The organism is Chitinophaga solisilvae, assembly GCF_009928525.1.
Taxonomy (GTDB): domain Bacteria; phylum Bacteroidota; class Bacteroidia; order Chitinophagales; family Chitinophagaceae; genus Chitinophaga; species Chitinophaga solisilvae.
The window spans coordinates 17063-35538 of record NZ_JAABOK010000014.1 but is presented as its reverse complement, the minus strand read 5'-3'; the positions used below and the strand labels follow the sequence as shown (position 1 = coordinate 35538).

Annotated in this window: 2 protein-coding genes; both read left to right on the top strand. The window is 53.2% G+C overall.

Annotation, left to right across the window (positions count from 1 at the left end; translation table 11 throughout):
- The first annotated feature begins 4 nt into the window (after positions 1-4).
- The gene (locus GWG06_RS24495; RefSeq protein ID WP_160716661.1) at positions 5-10612 is read left to right on the top strand and encodes a non-ribosomal peptide synthetase; all 10608 of its coding nucleotides are present in this window, start codon (positions 5-7) and stop codon (positions 10610-10612) included.
- Positions 10609-18468 carry a non-ribosomal peptide synthetase gene (locus tag GWG06_RS24490; protein WP_160716659.1) on the top strand — a complete coding sequence of 2620 codons (7860 nt, stop codon included), beginning with the start codon at positions 10609-10611 and terminating at the stop codon, positions 18466-18468. Before GWG06_RS24495 ends, GWG06_RS24490 begins: the two co-directional genes overlap by 4 nt.
- The last annotated feature ends 8 nt before the right edge of the window (positions 18469-18476 follow it).

Genomic DNA, 18476 nt, shown 5'->3' with positions numbered 1-18476 from the left:
GCGTATGCTGGTAAAGGAAAATATTAAGTTTATCTCCAAACTCAGTCCCCTGCAGGAAGGGATATTTTATCATCATTTGTTGGACCCCACTTCTCATGCCTATTTTACGCAGACGTCATTCCATATAAAGGGAAAACTGGATGTAGCACTGTCCGGGCAAAGTTTTCAACAGATTATAGACCGTTATGATGTACTCAGAGCGGTGTTTGTACAACCGGACATGACTGCTCCCAGGCAGATCATATTGAAGGAGCAGGAAGCGAAAATACAGTTTACTGATTTGTCTGCCACCACTACAACGGCCAGCCGGGAAGCTACCATAGCATCGCTTCTGGAAAAGGACAGGCAGCAGCTGTTTGAACTCGGTAAGGGCAACCTGCTGAGAGTGAGTCTGGCCCGGCTGTCTGCAGAAGAATACTATCTTATCTGGAGTCATCATCACATTCTGATGGATGGCTGGTGTCTCTCTGTGATTATCGAAGAATTTCTGGCCATCTATCATGGGCTGTTGTCCGGCAAACCTGTCCGGCTGCCGGAAGTAGCGCCCTATCAGCGTTATATCAAATACCTGGAAGGAGTAAACCGGCCGGCGGCGTTATCCTACTGGAATCAATACCTCGCGGGATATAATACACAGGCTACGGTGCCGGCAGCGCTGCCGGAGAACCAGGCGCCTTACCAGCTGGCCGAACTGTCCTGTACCTTCAGTAAACCGGTCAGTGATGGTCTGACGGCACTAGGCCGGAAATACCAGGTGACGCTTAACACTGTAATACAATCTTTATGGGGCGTGCTGCTGGGTAAATACAATAACACCCGCGATGTGGTATTCGGAGCGGTTGTATCCGGCAGGCCACCGGAAATATCGGGCATCGAAAAAATGATCGGCCTGTTTATCAATACTATTCCGGTAAGAATACAAACGGAAGAAGATACTTCTTTCGGCGAGCTGTTGCGGACCGTCCAGGAGCAGGCTATTGAAAGCCTGCCGCATCACTATGTGCAGCTGGCGGATGTACAGCTGCAGAGTGAGCCGGGCGTACGGCTCCTGGATCATATCATGATCTTTGAGAACTACCCGGTAGCAGAAAAGATACAGGAGGAGTCCGCCGCTGCAGGCATGGAACTGTCCGTGATTGGTACCGGCGGAACAGAGCAGTCCAGTTATGATTTTAATATTACGGTATATCCCGGCAGTACGGTTACTGTCAAATTCAGCTATAACGCCAACCGTTATACGGATATAACGGTGTCGGGTATACGCTCACACCTGGAACAGCTGGCCGCTGCGGTGGTAAAAGATGCCGGATGTCCCCTGAAACATATTCCCTGGCTGGGAACTACGGAGCTGCAGCAGTTACAGACATTGGGCGGTATGCACCGGTTGCGGGCAGTTCCTGCGGCAGATACGGTGGCAGATCTTTTTGAAGCGCAGGCACAGGCAACGCCAGCCGCCATTGCGGTGATACATGGCGCCCGGCAGGTGAGCTATGCCGAATTAAATGCTACCGCTAACCGGATTGCGCACTACCTGCGGGAAGTGCAGCAGGTACAATGCGGACAGCTGATCGGGCTGATGGCAGAGCGGTCTGCAGACCAGGTAGCGGCTATGCTGGGCATCTGGAAGGCCGGCGCAGGTTATGTACCGCTGGATCCCGGTTATCCGGAAGAAAGAATCTGCCATATGCTAACGGATGCGGATATACGATTGGTGCTGAGTGAAACAGCTGTTCCACTGCCGGTAGCAGTGGAAGTGATAGCCCTGCCTTCGCTGGAATTATCAGCTGCTGCTGATGGCAATACTGCGCGCACTACGCGGCTGTCAGATGTTGCCTATATGATTTATACCTCCGGCAGTACCGGTGCGCCGAAAGGCGTACAGGTCACGCATGGCAACGCGGCGCACTTTTTTGCGGCGGTGCGGCAATATGGAAGCGGCCCCGGTACAGTGTTTCCGTTTGTAGCTTCTCCCAGCTTCGATATATCCCTGTTCCAGCTGCTGACACCGTTGCTGAGCGGGGGAGCCAGCCTGATAGCTGACCGGCAGGTGCTGGATGATCTGCCCGCCTTTACTTCGCTGCTGCAGCAAGCAACCATGATTGATACGGTTCCCGGTGTTTACAACCTGGTGGCCGATTACATCCTGGAAAATAATCTTTCAGAAAAATTTGATCAGGTAGAAAAAATATTCATCGGTGGAGATACCATTCCGGACATGCTGCTGAAAAAGCTGTCGGCTATTTTCAGGAAAGCAGTGGTGGTAGTAACCTACGGCCCTACGGAAGGAACCATCTTCTGCACATCGGTGAGCTATGATATAGCTGCGGGCGTACTTCCCGGCATCGGCGCATGCATAGGTACTCCGCTTCCCGGCAGTACCATCTGCATACTGGACAAAGCCCATCAGCCTTTACCAGCCGGTATTATGGGAGAGATCTGCATTGGCGGCGCCGGCGTATCTGCCGGTTACCACGGACAACCAGCGCTGACGGCAGAAAAATTTGTGTCCGACCCGTTTGTGTCCGGAGGCCGTATCTACCGCAGCGGGGACCTGGGCCGCTGGAATGAAAAGGGCGAACTGATATTTATGGGCCGCGCCGATACACAGGTGAAGATCCGCGGCTTCCGCATAGAAACAGGAGAGATAGAGCGGGCCATACTCAGTTACGGCGATATCCGTGAGGCAGTAGTGATTGCCCGCGAAGACGCTGCCGGCAGTAAATACCTGGCAGCTTACCTGGTGGCAGACAGAACTATAACCCCATCGGATATACGAAATTATTTGTCCGGCCTGCTGCCGGACTACATGCTGCCCAGTTACTATATCAGTCTGCCGCAGCTGCCGCTGACCTCCAACGGTAAAATTGACCGTAAAGCGCTGCCGGAGCCTGCTGCCGGTGATATGGGCCGCAGTACAGCGTATGTAGCTGCCGGCACGGAAACGGAAATCCGCCTGGCAAAAATCTGGGAAGAAGTTTTGTCACGTACCGGCATCGGTATACACGATAATTTCCTGGAGGCCGGCGGCCACAGTTTGAAGGCGATTCAGCTGGTAAGCAGGATCAGGAAAGAGTTTGAAGCATCGATTGTATTAGCGGATATTTTTGCCTGCCCGGACATTGCCTCCCAGGCCGCTTATCTGGAGCGTGCTGCCAGCCAGGTATTTACAGCTATCCCACGTACCGCTGTCCAGGAAAGTTATCCGCTCAGCCATGCCCAGCGAAGGTTCTGGATATTGAGCCAGTTCGGCGACAGCTCCGCGGCGTATAATGTTCCGGGGTTCCTGCTGTTCGATGGCGTACTGGAACCGGCATTGCTGGAAAAGGTACTGCGGTATACCGCTGCGCGTCATGAAAGTCTGCGGACGGTTTTCCGGGAAGATGCTTCCGGGGAAGTAAGACAATTTATCCTGCCTGCAGAGGCACTGCCGCTGATGCCGGCATATACGGACATCAGCCATATGCCGGATCCCATGGCGGTTTTACGGGAGATGTTCTCCGCAGAACAGCATACCAGATTTGACCTGAGTGAAGGCCCGCTGATAAGAACATCGGTTGTAAAGGTGGCGGAGCAGCAATATGCGCTGTTCTACACCATGCATCATATCATCAGCGATGGATGGTCAATGGAAGTATTGTCCCGCGAGGTAATAACAGCGTACAATCATTTCCGGCAGGGACAGGAACCGGACCTGCTGCCTTTGCCGCTGCAATACCGCGACTATGCAGCCTGGCAGCTGTCTGCACCGGCAGCAGATGCTTTCCGCGCGGATGAACGTTACTGGCTGGAACAGCTGTCCGGTGAACTGCCGGTGCTGGACCTGCCGGCAGATAAACGCCGGCCGGCTATCAAAACCCATCCGGGCAGCAGTGTGACGGTAGCCTTACCGCCCGCTGTGGTGGCCGCCTTGTCCGCACTCTGCCAGAAAGAAGGAGCTACGCTTTTCATGGGACTGCTGGCCGCGCTGAAAGCGCTTTTCTACCGCTATACCGGTCAGGAAGATATCATTGTAGGCAGCCCCGTGGCTGGCCGTGAACATAAAGACCTGGAAGGACAAATAGGGTTGTATGTCAACAGCCTGGCTTTGCGCACACGCCTGAGCGGAAAGGATACCTTCGCAGAGCTGCTGGCAAAGGAAAAGAAAGTACTGCTGGATGCCTATGCACATCAGAGCTATCCATTTGACAGGATCGTAGGGGCGTTGCCGTTACCTAAAGATCTGAGCCGCCTGCCGCTGTTCGATATTATGGTGGGTATGCAGAACCAGGTTTCTACCAATGTATATGACCGCAGCGTGGGTCTCGACGGACTTGTACAAAAACATGTGGATGAAATGAAACAGGAAAGAAGTCAGTTCGATCTGCTCTTCAGCTTCCTGGAAGGACCCGGTGAATGGTATCTGTCGCTCACCTGGAATACGGATATTTACAGTGAACGCAATGTACAGGCGCTCTGCACGCACTTCCTGCAATTGTTACAGGAGGTGACACTCAGGCCGCAGACTGCTATAGACAGTGTGCAATATATTCCTGCCGCCGAACAGCAGCAATTGCTGCATGATTTCAATGACACTGCCTGTTCATTCGGGGAAGCCCGTACACTGCAGGAACATTTTGAACAGCAGGTATTACAGACCCCGGACAAAGTGGCGATAGTGGCAGAAAACAGGCAGCTGACCTATCAGGCGCTGAATGAACGGGCCAATCAGCTGGCACATTACCTGCGCCGTACCTACTCGCTGCAGCCCGGAGATATGGCGGCTATTATGGCCGACCGTTCCGAGCTGGTGATCATCGGTATACTGGCGGTGCTGAAGGCCGGAGCTGCCTATGTGCCGGTAGATCCGGCATATCCGCAGGAACGTATCCGTTTCATGCTGGAAGATGCGGCCCCCAAAGTAGTGCTTACATTTTCAGACCGGCTGTTTGAACTGATTGATTATTATTCGGGACAACTGTTTGCACTGGATATACAACTGGAAGGGCTAAACGAAAGCAGTGATAACCCTGCACCGCTGGCTGACCCGTCGAGCCAGGCCTATGTTATTTATACCTCCGGCAGCACCGGTCAGCCGAAAGGAGTGATGGTACCGCACAGCGGCGTCGGCAACATGTCGCAGGCCCAGATCCGCCGGTTTGATATTCAGCCTGATGACAGGATACTGCAATTTGCATCCCTCTCTTTTGATGCTTCTGTCTCCGAATGTTTCATGGCTTTCCTCTCTGGCGCTACGCTGGTGATGGCTGCTGATACGATCATCCGGGAGCGGGAACAGCTGATTGAATACCTGCGGCAGCAACAGATTACCGTTGTCACCCTGCCGCCTGCCTACCTGCAGCTTTTCAGTGAAGAAGAACTGTCGGGGTTACGCGTACTGATTACCGCAGGGCAGGAAGCAGACAGGGCTACTGCGCTCCGTTTCGCCCGTAAAATGCATTACTATAACGCTTACGGGCCTACGGAGAATTCGGTTTGCGCCACTATCTATAAAGTAGATCCTGATATGCCGCCGGCAGGCAGTGTGCCTATCGGGAAGCCTGTCGCCAACAACCGTATCTATATCCTGGACGACCGCCAGCAGCTGACGCCCATCGGCATACCCGGCGAAATATATATCGGAGGGGAAGGCCTGGCGCAGGGATATCTTCATAACCCGATCCTTACAGTTGCCAGGTTTATTGACCATCCCTACGGAAGATTGTATCGTACGGGAGATATCGGCAAATGGGATGCCGCAGGAAATATACTGTTCCTGGGAAGAAACGATCAGCAGGTAAAAATCAGGGGCTACCGGATAGAACTGGAAGAAATAGAACAAACGCTGCTGCAGCTGCCGGGCATCAGCCATGCAGTAGTGCAGCTGCGGAAAGAAAACAATGGCAACGGCCATTACCTGGCTGCATATGTGGTAGCGGAGGAGATGCCCGGCCATGCGCCGATAACAGCCTGGCTGGCCGCGCGGCTGCCGGAATATATGGTGCCGGCCACCTTCATGCAGCTGCCGGCACTACCGCTGACGCATAATGGAAAAGTAGACCGCAGGGCGCTGCCGGATCCGATGGCTGCAGATGCAGCAGCAGCGCAATTTGTACCGCCTGCAGGCATGCCGGAAATACAACTGGCAGCACTCTGGGAAGAGGTGCTGGGAAGAAATCAGGTTGGAAGAAACGATCATTTCTTTTCGCTGGGCGGCCAGAGCCTGAAAGCGATGCAGCTGCTGAGCCGCATCCGTAAAGCCTTTCAGGTGGACGTGGAGCTGAATGACCTGTTCACTTTTCCTGTTTTGCAGGAACAGGCCGCATTTCTTCAGGCCGCCACGCCCCGCAGCTTCTCTGAGATACCGAAAGCGCCTTTGCAGGAGAGCTACCCGCTGAGTCATGCACAGCAACGCTTCTGGATACTCAGCCAGTTTGAAAATGCTTCTGCCGCCTATAACGTGCCGGGAGCATGCATCCTGGAAGGAGAGCTGAATGCTCCATTGCTCGAAAAAACTATTGATATCATATGGCATCGCCATGAAAGTTTAAGAACCGTATTCAGGGAAGATGCGGCCGGCGATATACGGCAGTTTATTTCCGACCCGGAAGAACAGCGTGCTGATGTAGCCTGGCTGGATATCAGCCGGGAGACAGACATCATGGAAACATTGCAGCAGATGTTTGTCGAAACCCAGGAAGCGGCTTTCGACCTGCAACAGGGTCCTTTGCTCCGCATCAGGGTGATCCGTCTCGGCGATGCTGCCCACGCATTGCTGTATACGATGCATCATATTATCAGCGATGGCTGGTCGCTGCAGGTATTGATGAAAGAAGTGACCACCATCTACAACGGGCTGAAAGAAGAGAACAATTTCGTATTGCCTTCCCTGCCGGTACAATACAAGGATTTTGCAGTATGGCAGACTGCCGGCAGCGGCGACGGTCACCAGGAAACACACATGGCATATTGGCTGGAGCAATTCTCCGGCGTACTGCCGGTGCTGGACCTTCCTGCCGGTAAACGCCGGCCCGCGGTAAAAACACATCACGGCGCCAGTATCGGTTGTATGTTATCTGCCACCACCGTGCGCGCACTCGCGGCGCTTTGCCTGAAAGAAGACGCGTCCCTTTTTATGGGGTTGCTGGCGGCTCTCAACGCACTCTTTCACCACTATACCGGGCAGGAAGATATTATTGTTGGCAGTCCTATTGCCGGAAGAGATCTGAAAGAACTGGAAAACCAGATCGGGTTATACCTGAATACACTGCCGCTGCGTACCCGCTTTCAGGCAACAGATAGTTTCCTTGCGCTGCTGAAACAGGAAAGAGAAGTATTGCTGGCTGCATACCGGCACCAGGCTTATCCTTTTGACCTGCTGGTAAATCAGCTGCAGCTGGAACGTAACACAAGCCGCTCGCCACTGTTCGATGTACTGGTAATTATGCAGAACCAGTCTGCGGTAACAACCCATAACAATACCGGTATGCTCTCCGGATTAGAATGGCGGGAGATGGAAGGAATGAACAGGGTAACGAGCCAGTTTGACCTGGAGTTTTCCTTTATGGAAACAGGAGAGGAGGTGGAAGTGCTGCTGAACTACAATACAGATATTTATACGCCCCGCTTCGTCCGCACTTTGCTGACACATTTCGAACGGCTGCTGACATTTGCTGTCAGCCATCCGGAAGTACCGCTGGGCATGCAGGATTATCTGACCGATGAAGAAAAGTATCTGCAGTTGTCTGTCTACAATAATACTGCTGCTGCTTTTCCGGAAGATGCCACCATTGTAAGCCTGTTTGCCCGGCAGGCTGCTGCGCATGCCCATGAAACAGCCGTTGTGTTTGAAGACCGGCAGCTGACGTATCAGCAGCTGGACGAACAGTCGGACTACATCGCGTTGCAGCTGACCCAACAGCTGCAGGTGCAACCTGGTGAGCTGGTAGCGCTGATGACAGAACGCTCCATTCACCTGGTGGCGGGCATACTGGGCATCCTCAAGGCCGGTGCTGCCTACGTGCCGGTAGATCCTTCCTATCCGGCAGACAGGGTGCGCTACATCCTGGATGACTGCCGCGCCCGCGTGCTGATAGCCGGCGAAGAAACCACCGTGCCGCCGGATTATACCGGCGCTGTACTGAAACTAAATACGGCGGTGAAGCCTGCTAACGGACATGCATATACGCCGCGGACAGTATCGCCGGAAGATATAGGCTACGTTATCTATACCTCCGGCTCTACAGGGAATCCGAAAGGAGTGATGATCTGTCACCGTAACGTGGTGAATTTCTTTACTGCGATGGATAAAGAGCTGCCTTTGCAGGCAGACGACTGCCTGCTGGCGATGACCAGCACTTCATTTGATATTTCCGTGCTGGAACTGTTGTGGACCCTGTGCCGCGGGATACAGGTAGTGATACATCCGTCTGACCGGCTGCCGGGCAGCCTGGACCGCTATACCAGAGATGCGCCGTCTCCGGTGGATTTCAGCCTGTTCTTCTTTTCAAGCTACGATCATGGCAGCAGCAATAAATACGGCTTGCTGCAATCTTCCGTGCGTTATGCCGATGAACATGGGTTCCGCGCCGTATGGACGCCGGAACGCCATTTCCATGAATTTGGCGGGTTATATCCAAACCCTGCTGTCATCAGCGCAGCGCTGGCTGTAAATACGCAGCAGTTGGAGATCCGCAGTGGCAGCGTGGTAGCGCCGTTACATGATCCGGTGCGTATCGCGGAAGAATGGGCAGTGGTAGATAACCTGTCTGCCGGCCGCGTGGGTTTATCCTTTGCTCCCGGCTGGAATGCGAACGATTTTGTATTATCCTCCACACCTTATAACTCCCGCCACCAGCGGATGTACGAACAAATTGCAGCAGTGCGCCGTTTGTGGGAAGGCGGCAGCGTTACCCGCACGAATGCATTAGGACAGGAAGTATCCCTGCAGGTATATCCGCGCCCGGTGCAGGCTACCTTGCCTGTCTGGGTAACGGCTGCAGGCAGTGAAGATACCTTCCGCAGCGCCGGCGCTATCGGCGCACATGTGCTCACACACCTGCTGGGGCAGGACCTGGAAGAACTGGCGGAAAAGATCCGGGTATACCGGGAAAGCCGCCGCCAGCATGGTCATGAAGGTCCTGGTACGGTGACGGTAATGCTGCACGCCTATCTGGGCACAGATGAAGAAACGGTAATGGCGGAAGCAGAAATGCCGTTTATCAGCTACCTGGAAAGCTCCGTGGGATTGAGCCGCATCATGCTGGAAGAATCCGGTCTGAAAGCAGCAGATATCAGTGAAGAGCTGCAGGCGCAGATCCTGCGTAACAGCTACCGCCGGTATGCCGGTGGCAGCGCGCTGATAGGCACGCGTGCCGGCTGCCGGCAGCTGGTAGAACGTCTGCGGCATATCGGCGTCAATGAAGTGGCATGCCTGATTGATTTCGGTATCACACCAGACAAGGTACTGAAAGGGCTGGAAGAGCTGAACCTGCTGCGGCAGGAATTTGCTGCGGTAAAACATGCCGCGCATCGTCCGGTAACACTGATGCAATCTACGCCTTCCTTACTGCGGTTGCTGGAAGAAGAAGGCAGTTCCGCCCGCCTGCTGGGATCCCTGCGGGCGCTGCTGCTGGGAGGAGAGCCGTTGCCGGCCTCTCTGCTGACGCAGTTACGCAGCCGCTATAATATGCCGGTGTATAACATGTACGGACCAACGGAGACTACCATCTGGTCATGCGTATGTCCGCCGGCAGCACTGGATGAACCGGTGAGCATTGGCCGCCCCATACTGAACACACAAGTATATGTGCTGAACAACAGCGGACAGTTATTGCCTGCCGGCGTTGCCGGAGAGCTGTACATCGGTGGTGAAGGCGTATCACCGGGCTACCTGTACCGGGAAGAGCTGACAGCCGCACGTTTTGTACCGGATCCGTTTACGCAGGGCGGCAGATTATACCGTACGGGCGACCTGGCGCGCTGGCTGCCTGACGGCCGGCTGGAATGCCTGGGCCGTGCCGACGACCAGGTGAAAGTACGGGGCCACCGCATAGAACCCGGAGAAATAGAAACCGCGCTGAAAGCCATCTCCGGTATCCGCGAAGCGGTAGTGCTGGTGGAATTATCTCCCAAAGGAGATGCTGGCCTGGTGGCCTGCCTGGTAACGGACAACGCTCCGGATGCCCTGCAGATAAGGTCCTTACTGGCAAAAAGATTACCGTCGTATATGATACCCTGGCGCTTTGCTGACTTCCGGGAATTTCCGCTGACACCTAACGGTAAAACAGACAGAAAGCGCCTGAAAGAATGGCTCCTGCACGAAACCCCCGAAGAACGCGCCTATGTAGCCCCTTCCACTCCAACGGAAGAAAAACTGGCCGGCATATGGGAAACAATTCTTGGAATATCTCCCGTGAGCATTACAGACAGTTTCTTCACGCTGGGCGGTCAGAGTCTCAGTGGTATGAAGCTGCTCAACACCATCAGGACCGGATTCGGAATCAGCATAGGGATTGCAGACATCTTCAATGCCCAGACCATTCAGGAGCTGGCCCGGCTGATAGACGATATCGAAAAAGTAAATGCCATACAGGCGGATGTACAGAACGTTGAAAAAGAAGAAATAATCTTATGAGAATAGCGGATTTTATTATTGCATTAAAAGAACAGCAGATAACGCTGGAAGTGGCAGACGGTAATCTGAAAGTGGCGGTGCCCAAGGGCAGCAAAGTGCTGACGGATACGTTGAAGCAGCAGATCCTGGAAAATAAGGAGGCCATTATCACCTTTTTTATGAAGGTAGCCGCTTCCACGTCGCAGTTGAACATCCCTGTGGTGGCGCAAAAGGAGCATTATCCTTTAAGCCGCACCCAGAACCGTTTCTGGGTATTGAACCAGTCCGGTGAAGGCGGACTGTTATACAACATGTGCCGCTCCCTGCTGCTGGAAGGGGACCTCGATGCTGCCATGCTGGAAAAGGCATTGAACCATGTTATCAGCCGCCATGAAAGTCTGCGTACCTGCTTCCGGGAAAATGAAGCGGGAGAAACAGGACAATATATTCTCGCACCGGACGCGATGCCGGCAGTAATGGAGTTTACCGACATCAGCAGCAGGCCGGATCCGCAGGCACTGCTGAAGTCAATGGCAGAAAAAGAACAGCATACCCCGTTTGACCTGCGTCAGTCGCCACCACTGCGGGTAAAGCTCGTGAAAGTAAAGGAACGTCTGCATGCATTTTTCTTTTCCATGTATCATATCATCAGCGATGGATGGTCTATGGAAGTACTGGCAAAGGAAGTAATCACTGTATATAATCTCCTGCGGCAGGGCCAGCAGCCGTATCTGCCGGCATTATCCTTTCAGTACAGGGACTATACTGCCTGGCTGGAAGAACAGTTACAGCATGATCTGAAAAAATCAGAGACTTACTGGCTCACGCAGTTGTCGGGAGACTTACCGGTATTGGAACTGCCTGCCGATAAAGTACGGCCTGCCGTTAAAACAGGCAACGGCGCCAGTATATCCATACAGCTGCCACCAGCTTTGATGGCCGGATTGAACCGGTTATGCCGGGAAGAAGGAGCTACGCTTTTTACAGGCCTGCTGGCAGCAATGAATACGCTCTTCTTCCGCTATACCGGACAGGAAGATATTATCCTGGGCCTGCCGGTAGCAGGCAGGGATTATACAGAACTGGAAAACCAGATAGGGCTGTACCTGAACACGCTGGCGCTTCGCACGCGGTTCAGCGGAACCGTTTCTTTCAGGGAGCTGCTGCGCTTACAGGGCCAGGTATTAACAACAGCATATGATCATCAGTTGTATCCGCTGGATATGCTGCTGGACAAGCTGCCCCTTACGCGGGATATGAGCCGGTCGCCGCTTTTTGATGTACTGGTCGTATCGCAGGTGGGAGAACAGACAATCGCCGGAAACGGTGCTTCTCTGCAGGGATTGCAGGTGAGCGCCATGGAGAAAGGCGAAGGTGGTATCAGCGAATATGACCTGCTCTTTAATTTCAATATGGCCGGAGAACAGGTGTCGCTGGCATTAACCTATAACACGGATATTTTCAGCCGGCGTAATATAGATATGTATTGTCAGCATCTGGAACAGCTGCTGGCGGCGGCCATCGCGGAACCTGCGGCTCCGCTGGCCCTGCTGGATTATCTGCTGCCCGCTGAAAAAGAAATATTGCTGGTAGCGCAGCAGCAAATGCACGTACGCTTTCCGGAAGATGCTACCATTGTTTCCCTGTTTGAAAAACAGGCTTTACAAACGCCGGATAATATAGCAGTAGATGACGGTACACTTTTACTGACTTACCGGGAACTAAATGAAAAAGCGAATCAGCTGGCACATTATCTCCGTGACCAGCACCACATTGGCAGCGAAGCAGCGGTAGGACTGCTGATGAATAAAACAGCGCATACCATCATGGCCATGATTGGTGTGCTGAAGGCAGGAGGAGCCTATGTACCCGTAGATCCGTCTTTCCCGGAAGAAAGAAAGCAATATATTTTACAGGATGCCGGCATTCGCCTGATATTGACAGATGAAGAGAGGACTGAAGAAGCTGCAACCTGCGTGAACGTGGTAACAACCGGTTTCTCTGCGTTTCCGGTTACCAATCTGCCAGCCCGGGCAACACCACAGGGACTTGCCTATGTGATATATACTTCCGGCACCACCGGGCAGCCCAAAGGCGTGATGATCTCACACAGGAACGTGGCGCGCCTGTTCTTCAACGACGCGTCGCTGTTTACTTTCACGGAGAGAGATGTATGGACCATGTTCCATTCCTGCAACTTTGATTTTTCTGTTTGGGAGATGTACGGCGCATTGCTGTATGGCGGCAGGCTGGTGGTAGTGCCCGCAGCAGTTGCACGGGACAGCTATCGCTGCTGGCAGCTGATACGGGAGAAAGGCGTCACCGTTTTGAATCAAACGCCTTCTGCTTTTTATCAGCTGATGCAGGTAGCGCTGGAAGATGATTACGAGATCACCGCCTTACGCTACGTCATATTCGGAGGAGAAGCATTGCAGCCCGCAAGGCTGACAGCCTGGAAAAATGCATATCCTGGTGTAAAGCTGATTAACATGTACGGTATCACAGAAACAACTGTACATACGACTTTTAAAGAGATGACCATCGCGGAGATGGGAATGCCGGCCAGCAATATCGGGGTGCCGATACCGACGGCAGGTGTATATATTCTCGATGGCAGACAGCAGCTGATGCCGGTAGGCGTACCCGGAGAACTGTGCGTGTGTGGTGCAGGACTGGCGAAAGGTTATATGAATAATCCGGCGTTGACGCAGGAGAAATTTGTACCGGATCCGTTCCGCCCGGGAGAACTGCTGTACCGCTCCGGCGATATCGGCCGCTGGCTGCCGGATGGCAATATTGAATACATCGGTCGTAAAGACCACCAGGTGAAGATCCGTGGTTACCGTATCGAAACGGGAGAAGTGGAAACAGCCCTGCTACGGCATGAAAGAATAAAGTCGGCGCTGGTCATCGCCAGACCGGAACCTGGCGGCAGCCATCACGCGCTTGTGGCATATATAACCGCCACAGAACAGCTGGAGGCCAGGGCACTGAAACAATACCTGTCGGGCATCCTGCCGGAATACATGGTGCCCGCCTGGTTTGTGCAGCTGGATGCTTTTCCGCTGACCGCCAACGGGAAAACGGACAGGAAAGCGCTGCCTGATCCTGCAAAAGATGGACTGTCAGGAGGAGAAAGCTATGTGGCTCCGCAGACAACAGCAGAAAAACAACTGGCAGCAATATGGGAAGCGGTGTTAGGACGGGAAGCTGTAGGGCGTCACGATAATTTCTTTGAACTGGGAGGCCACTCCCTCGCAGCGATGCAGGTAATATCAAGAGTGCATCATGGCATGAAAGTACAGATAGGTTTACAGCACTTCTTTGAACATCCTGAGCTGCAATCACTCGCGGAAAGGATTGCTTCCTCGTCGCGCAGCGAACACGAAGCCATCACACCGGCTGCACCGGCAGCCAGCTATGAACTGTCCTATGTACAACGCAGCATCTGGATGCTGTCACAATTCGAAGAAAGAAAAGTAGCGTATAATATTTCCAGCGCATTGCAGTTTGACGGCGTCCTGGATATACCGGCTTTTGAAGCATGTCTGGATATGCTGGTAGAACGTCATGAAAGCCTGCGTACTACTTTCATGGAAACAGGTGGCATCCCTGTACAGAAAATTCATCCTGTAACGCCGGGATGGCTCGGCGCCGTATATACAGACCTGCGGGGAGAACCGGAACAGGAAAACGCTGCCGCGCTTATCAGGAAACAGGAAGTAAGCAAATCATTCCATCTCGGCAAAGGTCCGCTGGTCAGCGTACGGCTGCTGCACCTGGCAGAACAGCAATTCATCCTGCTGTTTACCATTCACCACCTGATCTGTGATGGATGGTCGCTGAACCTGCTGATGGCAGAAACTGCTGCGCTGTATAATGCCTGCCGGCTGAAAACCGCCAGCCCGCTGCCACCACTGCGGCTGCAATACAAAGACTACGCCGTATGGGAGAAAAAGATGCTGGAAGCCACCCGCCTGACCGAAGCAAAAAATTTCTGGCTCCGGCATTTTGATGGCGGCATCAAACCGGTAAGCCTGCATGGCGGTAAATCAGTATCCGCTTCCCGTAACTTCAAAGGCTCGCATCATACCTTTAAACTGGACGATTCCCTGAAGCAGGGACTGGAACAGCTGGCCAGAAAATACAGCGTGACGCTCTATCCGCTCATGCTCAGTATTTTCAACGTATTCCTGTCCAGGATCAGCAAAGAAGAGGATATCACCGTGCTGTGCGCCAGCGCCGGCCGCGAACATGTGGACCTCGAAAACATACTGGGCGTGTTCGTGAAAACCTTCGGTATCCGCAATTTCCCGGAAGGTGGCAAACCGTTTGCAGACTTTCTCGCGGAAGTGATGAAACGATACCTGGATGTAGTACACCACAATTATTACCCCTTCGAAATGCTGCTCAGCGATCTGGAAGATGTACAGCAAAACAGGAATATCGGTAACGTATATTTCCAGATCGATAATTTTTCTTCTTTCCGCATGCCGGAAACAAAAACAGGCATGGACGGAATGGCCATCTCTTCGCTGTTTAACGGTGCGGATACTTCAAAGGCAGACCTGATGCTGTATATCACGCAGAACCCGGATGAGTGGTACCTGACGTTTGAATTTAAAACAGATCTTTTTACGGCAGAAAAAATAGCGCTCTGGTCCTGCTGGCTGCGCGAGCTGATCGGCCAGATCATCGCAGCGCCGCAGCAACCGATCGATGCCTACCGGCTGAGCGACGGGCACGAACCGGAACTCTATACGCTGATGGGACAGTCTGAAGATGACATCTCCCTGTTGTATCCCCTTTCCGCACGGCAGGAAGATTTTTACCTCAATTGCCGTATCCTCCCCAAAGAAACTGCGCACCGCGTTATTTTCTATGCGGTAGAAGATTTCCTCGACATACAGCAATGGCAGGAAGCTATCGCTGTCATCAATGATATATATCCGATACTCACCACGCGGCTGGCAGAGCGCGACGGGGACGTATATCAGGGGCTCCGGAGCCGGATCGCCCTCAATACCGAAGAGATAGATCTCACTGCGCTGCAACTCCGTGAAGAAGACCTGGTAAACAGGCTGGGTGAATATGTAACGCTGGATCACGGACTGGATAAGGAGCTGGTGAAATATTTCCTGATAAAAATCAATGACAGCTGTTATGTAAATCTCATCAGCATTCATCACCTGATATCAGATGTAACATCTTCCGTACTATTTTTTAAGATGTTTGAAAAAGTATATGGTAAAAGGAGGGAAGAGATACCTGCGGAACTGTTCCACCAATACCAGTACTACGACTATGTGATGAATAACCCCCGGCAGTTTGATACAGCAGCAATTACGGATTACTGGAAGCATAAGCTGAAAGATGTGGAACCTGTGCCGGGTAATGTTTATGATGCTTTGCCGGAAGAAAGCATCGAAGAAACGCTGGTGATATCGCCTGCACATATGGAGGGTATCAGCCGTTTCTGTGTGCAGCACAATATCTCTGAGGCCCTGTATTTCAGGGCGCTGTATTCGTTGATGGTGCGGCTGTATGCAGTGCCGCAGGGTAATTTTATCATCAACGATATTACACACGGACGCGATGCGCTCACCAAAGATACCTTCGGCTGCTTTACGGCCATATTGCCGCTCGTGTACGATGCCAGTGCTTTTGCAGGCACCGTGGAAGAATATCTACGTTACCTGCGGCAGCAGAAGAAGGAGATTGCCGGCCGGCAATATATCACCGTGTTTCAGCTCAACCGGCTGATCAGTACCGCCGGACTTAAATTCTATTACAACTATCAGACGCTGTATACCATTAAAGAAGGCAGTGATAAGCTGGTGAAGGTGCTGGCTTACTTTGCGAAAGATGAAGTACAGTTTTCCATCCGCAATACAGCAGCCGGACAAACACTCATCCTCAACTATAACCGGGCCTATTTTAATGCCGGCGGGTTTCTGGAGAGACTGGCCATGGTATCCGAACAGTTCCTGTCCGGTGTAAAAACCGTGAACGATCTCAACATGCTGCTACCGGCAGAGCAGTCATGGTTGCAGGTGGCAACACCAGTGAGGGCAGCGGCATCCTGGACGCCGTTGTACCGTCAGATAACACAACATGCGCAGCAAACCCCCGCCGGTATTGCTATCCGTTGTGGCAACCGGGAGTGGAGTTATGCGGCATTGGAAAAACATACGACCGCACTGGCCTGTAGCCTGCGGGAACAATATGGCATCGCCTCCGGTCAGCTGATAGCTGTTATGACCGGCCGCTCCGCGGAAATGGTGATTGCGCTGCTGGCCGTGCTGAAGGCGGGCGGCGCTTATGTTCCGATAGATCCTGAATATCCGGCGGAACGGATTGCATACATCTGCAACGATGCCGGTGTGAAAGCGGTGCTGACAACCTCCGATCTGCTGTCTTCCATCCCCGCGGATTATGAAGGCGGCGTGCTGGCGCTGGATATTCAGCTGGAAGGATTACCCCCCGGGGATCCTCAACAGCTGCCCGATGCAGCACCGGACGATACCGCCTATGTGATTTACACATCCGGCAGTACCGGCCAGCCCAAAGGATGTATGGTCAGCCACCGCAATCTGCATCACTACATTTCCTGGGCCAACAGTTACTACTGGAACAGCGCCGCCACGGGCAACTGGGGCCTGTGTACCTCCATCGCTTTTGACCTCAGCGTAACCGGCATCTTTACCGCGCTGACAAGAGGCAGGCTGTTATATCTTCCTGCCGGCGACCAGATGCCGGCGCTCCTGCAGGAATGTTTTACCACGCAGGGCATCGACACCCTGAAACTGACTCCTTCCCACATCTCACTGGCAGGTACGCTTCCCATTGAGCGCACGGCAGTCAGTACCGTAATCTGCGGCGGAGAACAGCTGCTGCCGGAACAGGTAGACATACTGCTCCGGATGAACCCTGATATGTGCATCTATAACGAGTACGGCCCTACGGAGACAACGGTAGGCTGTACCGTGAAAAAAATTACGGCGGCAGACAGAAATATCTCCATCGGTAAACCCGTTGCAGATACGGAGATACTGATTCTGAATGAAGACAGGCGGCTGTTACCGCCTGGCCTGGCCGGAGAAATATACATTGCCGGTGCAGGCGTTTCAAAGGGATACCTGAACAATGCTGCGCTGACTGCCGGAAAATTCCTGCCACATCCATGGCAGCAGGATCAGCTGATGTACAAAACCGGCGATGCCGGCAGATGGTTGCCCGATGGCAACCTGCTCTATACCGGCAGAAAAGACAGGCAGGTAAAGATTCGCGGATACCGGATAGAACCGGATGAAATAGAAGCGGTGATCCTCCGTCATCCGGCCATCACAGCAGCCTCCGTGCTGACCATCCCTGAGAAGGACGGCGCCAGTCTGGCTGCCTTCTATGTAGCGGAAGGTAACCTGGAAAGCGCTGTGCTGAAGGAGTTCCTGACAGCGCAGCTGCCCGTTTACATGCTGCCGTCTTTTTATGTGCAGCTGGAACGGATGCCATTAACCGTGCATGGCAAGATAGATTACAGACAACTTCCTGTATTCCTGGAAGCCAGTCGTGCAGGCAGCCGCGAATACGTAGCGCCTGAAGGTGAAACAGAAGAAAAACTGGCGCTGATATGGGAAGAAGTGCTGGGGCAGGAACGCGTGAGCGCCACCGACAGCTTCTTCGACATCGGTGGACATTCCCTGAAAGCTATGCAGGTAGTATCCCGGATACACAAGGAATTTGATATGGAACTGGAACTGGGCCAGCTGTTTGAAATGCCGGTGCTGAGAACACTGGCTGCTCACATCCACCAGGAAACATGGTTCCGGCACGCACCCGATGAAAGCGCCGGCGTATTTAAAGAAATCAAAATCTAGCCCCTACT

Bases quoted from the DNA above. Each gene is read 5' to 3' on its own strand.
- GWG06_RS24495 (WP_160716661.1), top strand. From the start codon at position 5: ATGCTGGTAAAGGAAAATATTAAGTTTATCTCCAAACTCAGTCCCCTG.
- GWG06_RS24490 (WP_160716659.1), top strand. From the start codon at position 10,609: ATGAGAATAGCGGATTTTATTATTGCATTAAAAGAACAGCAGATAACG.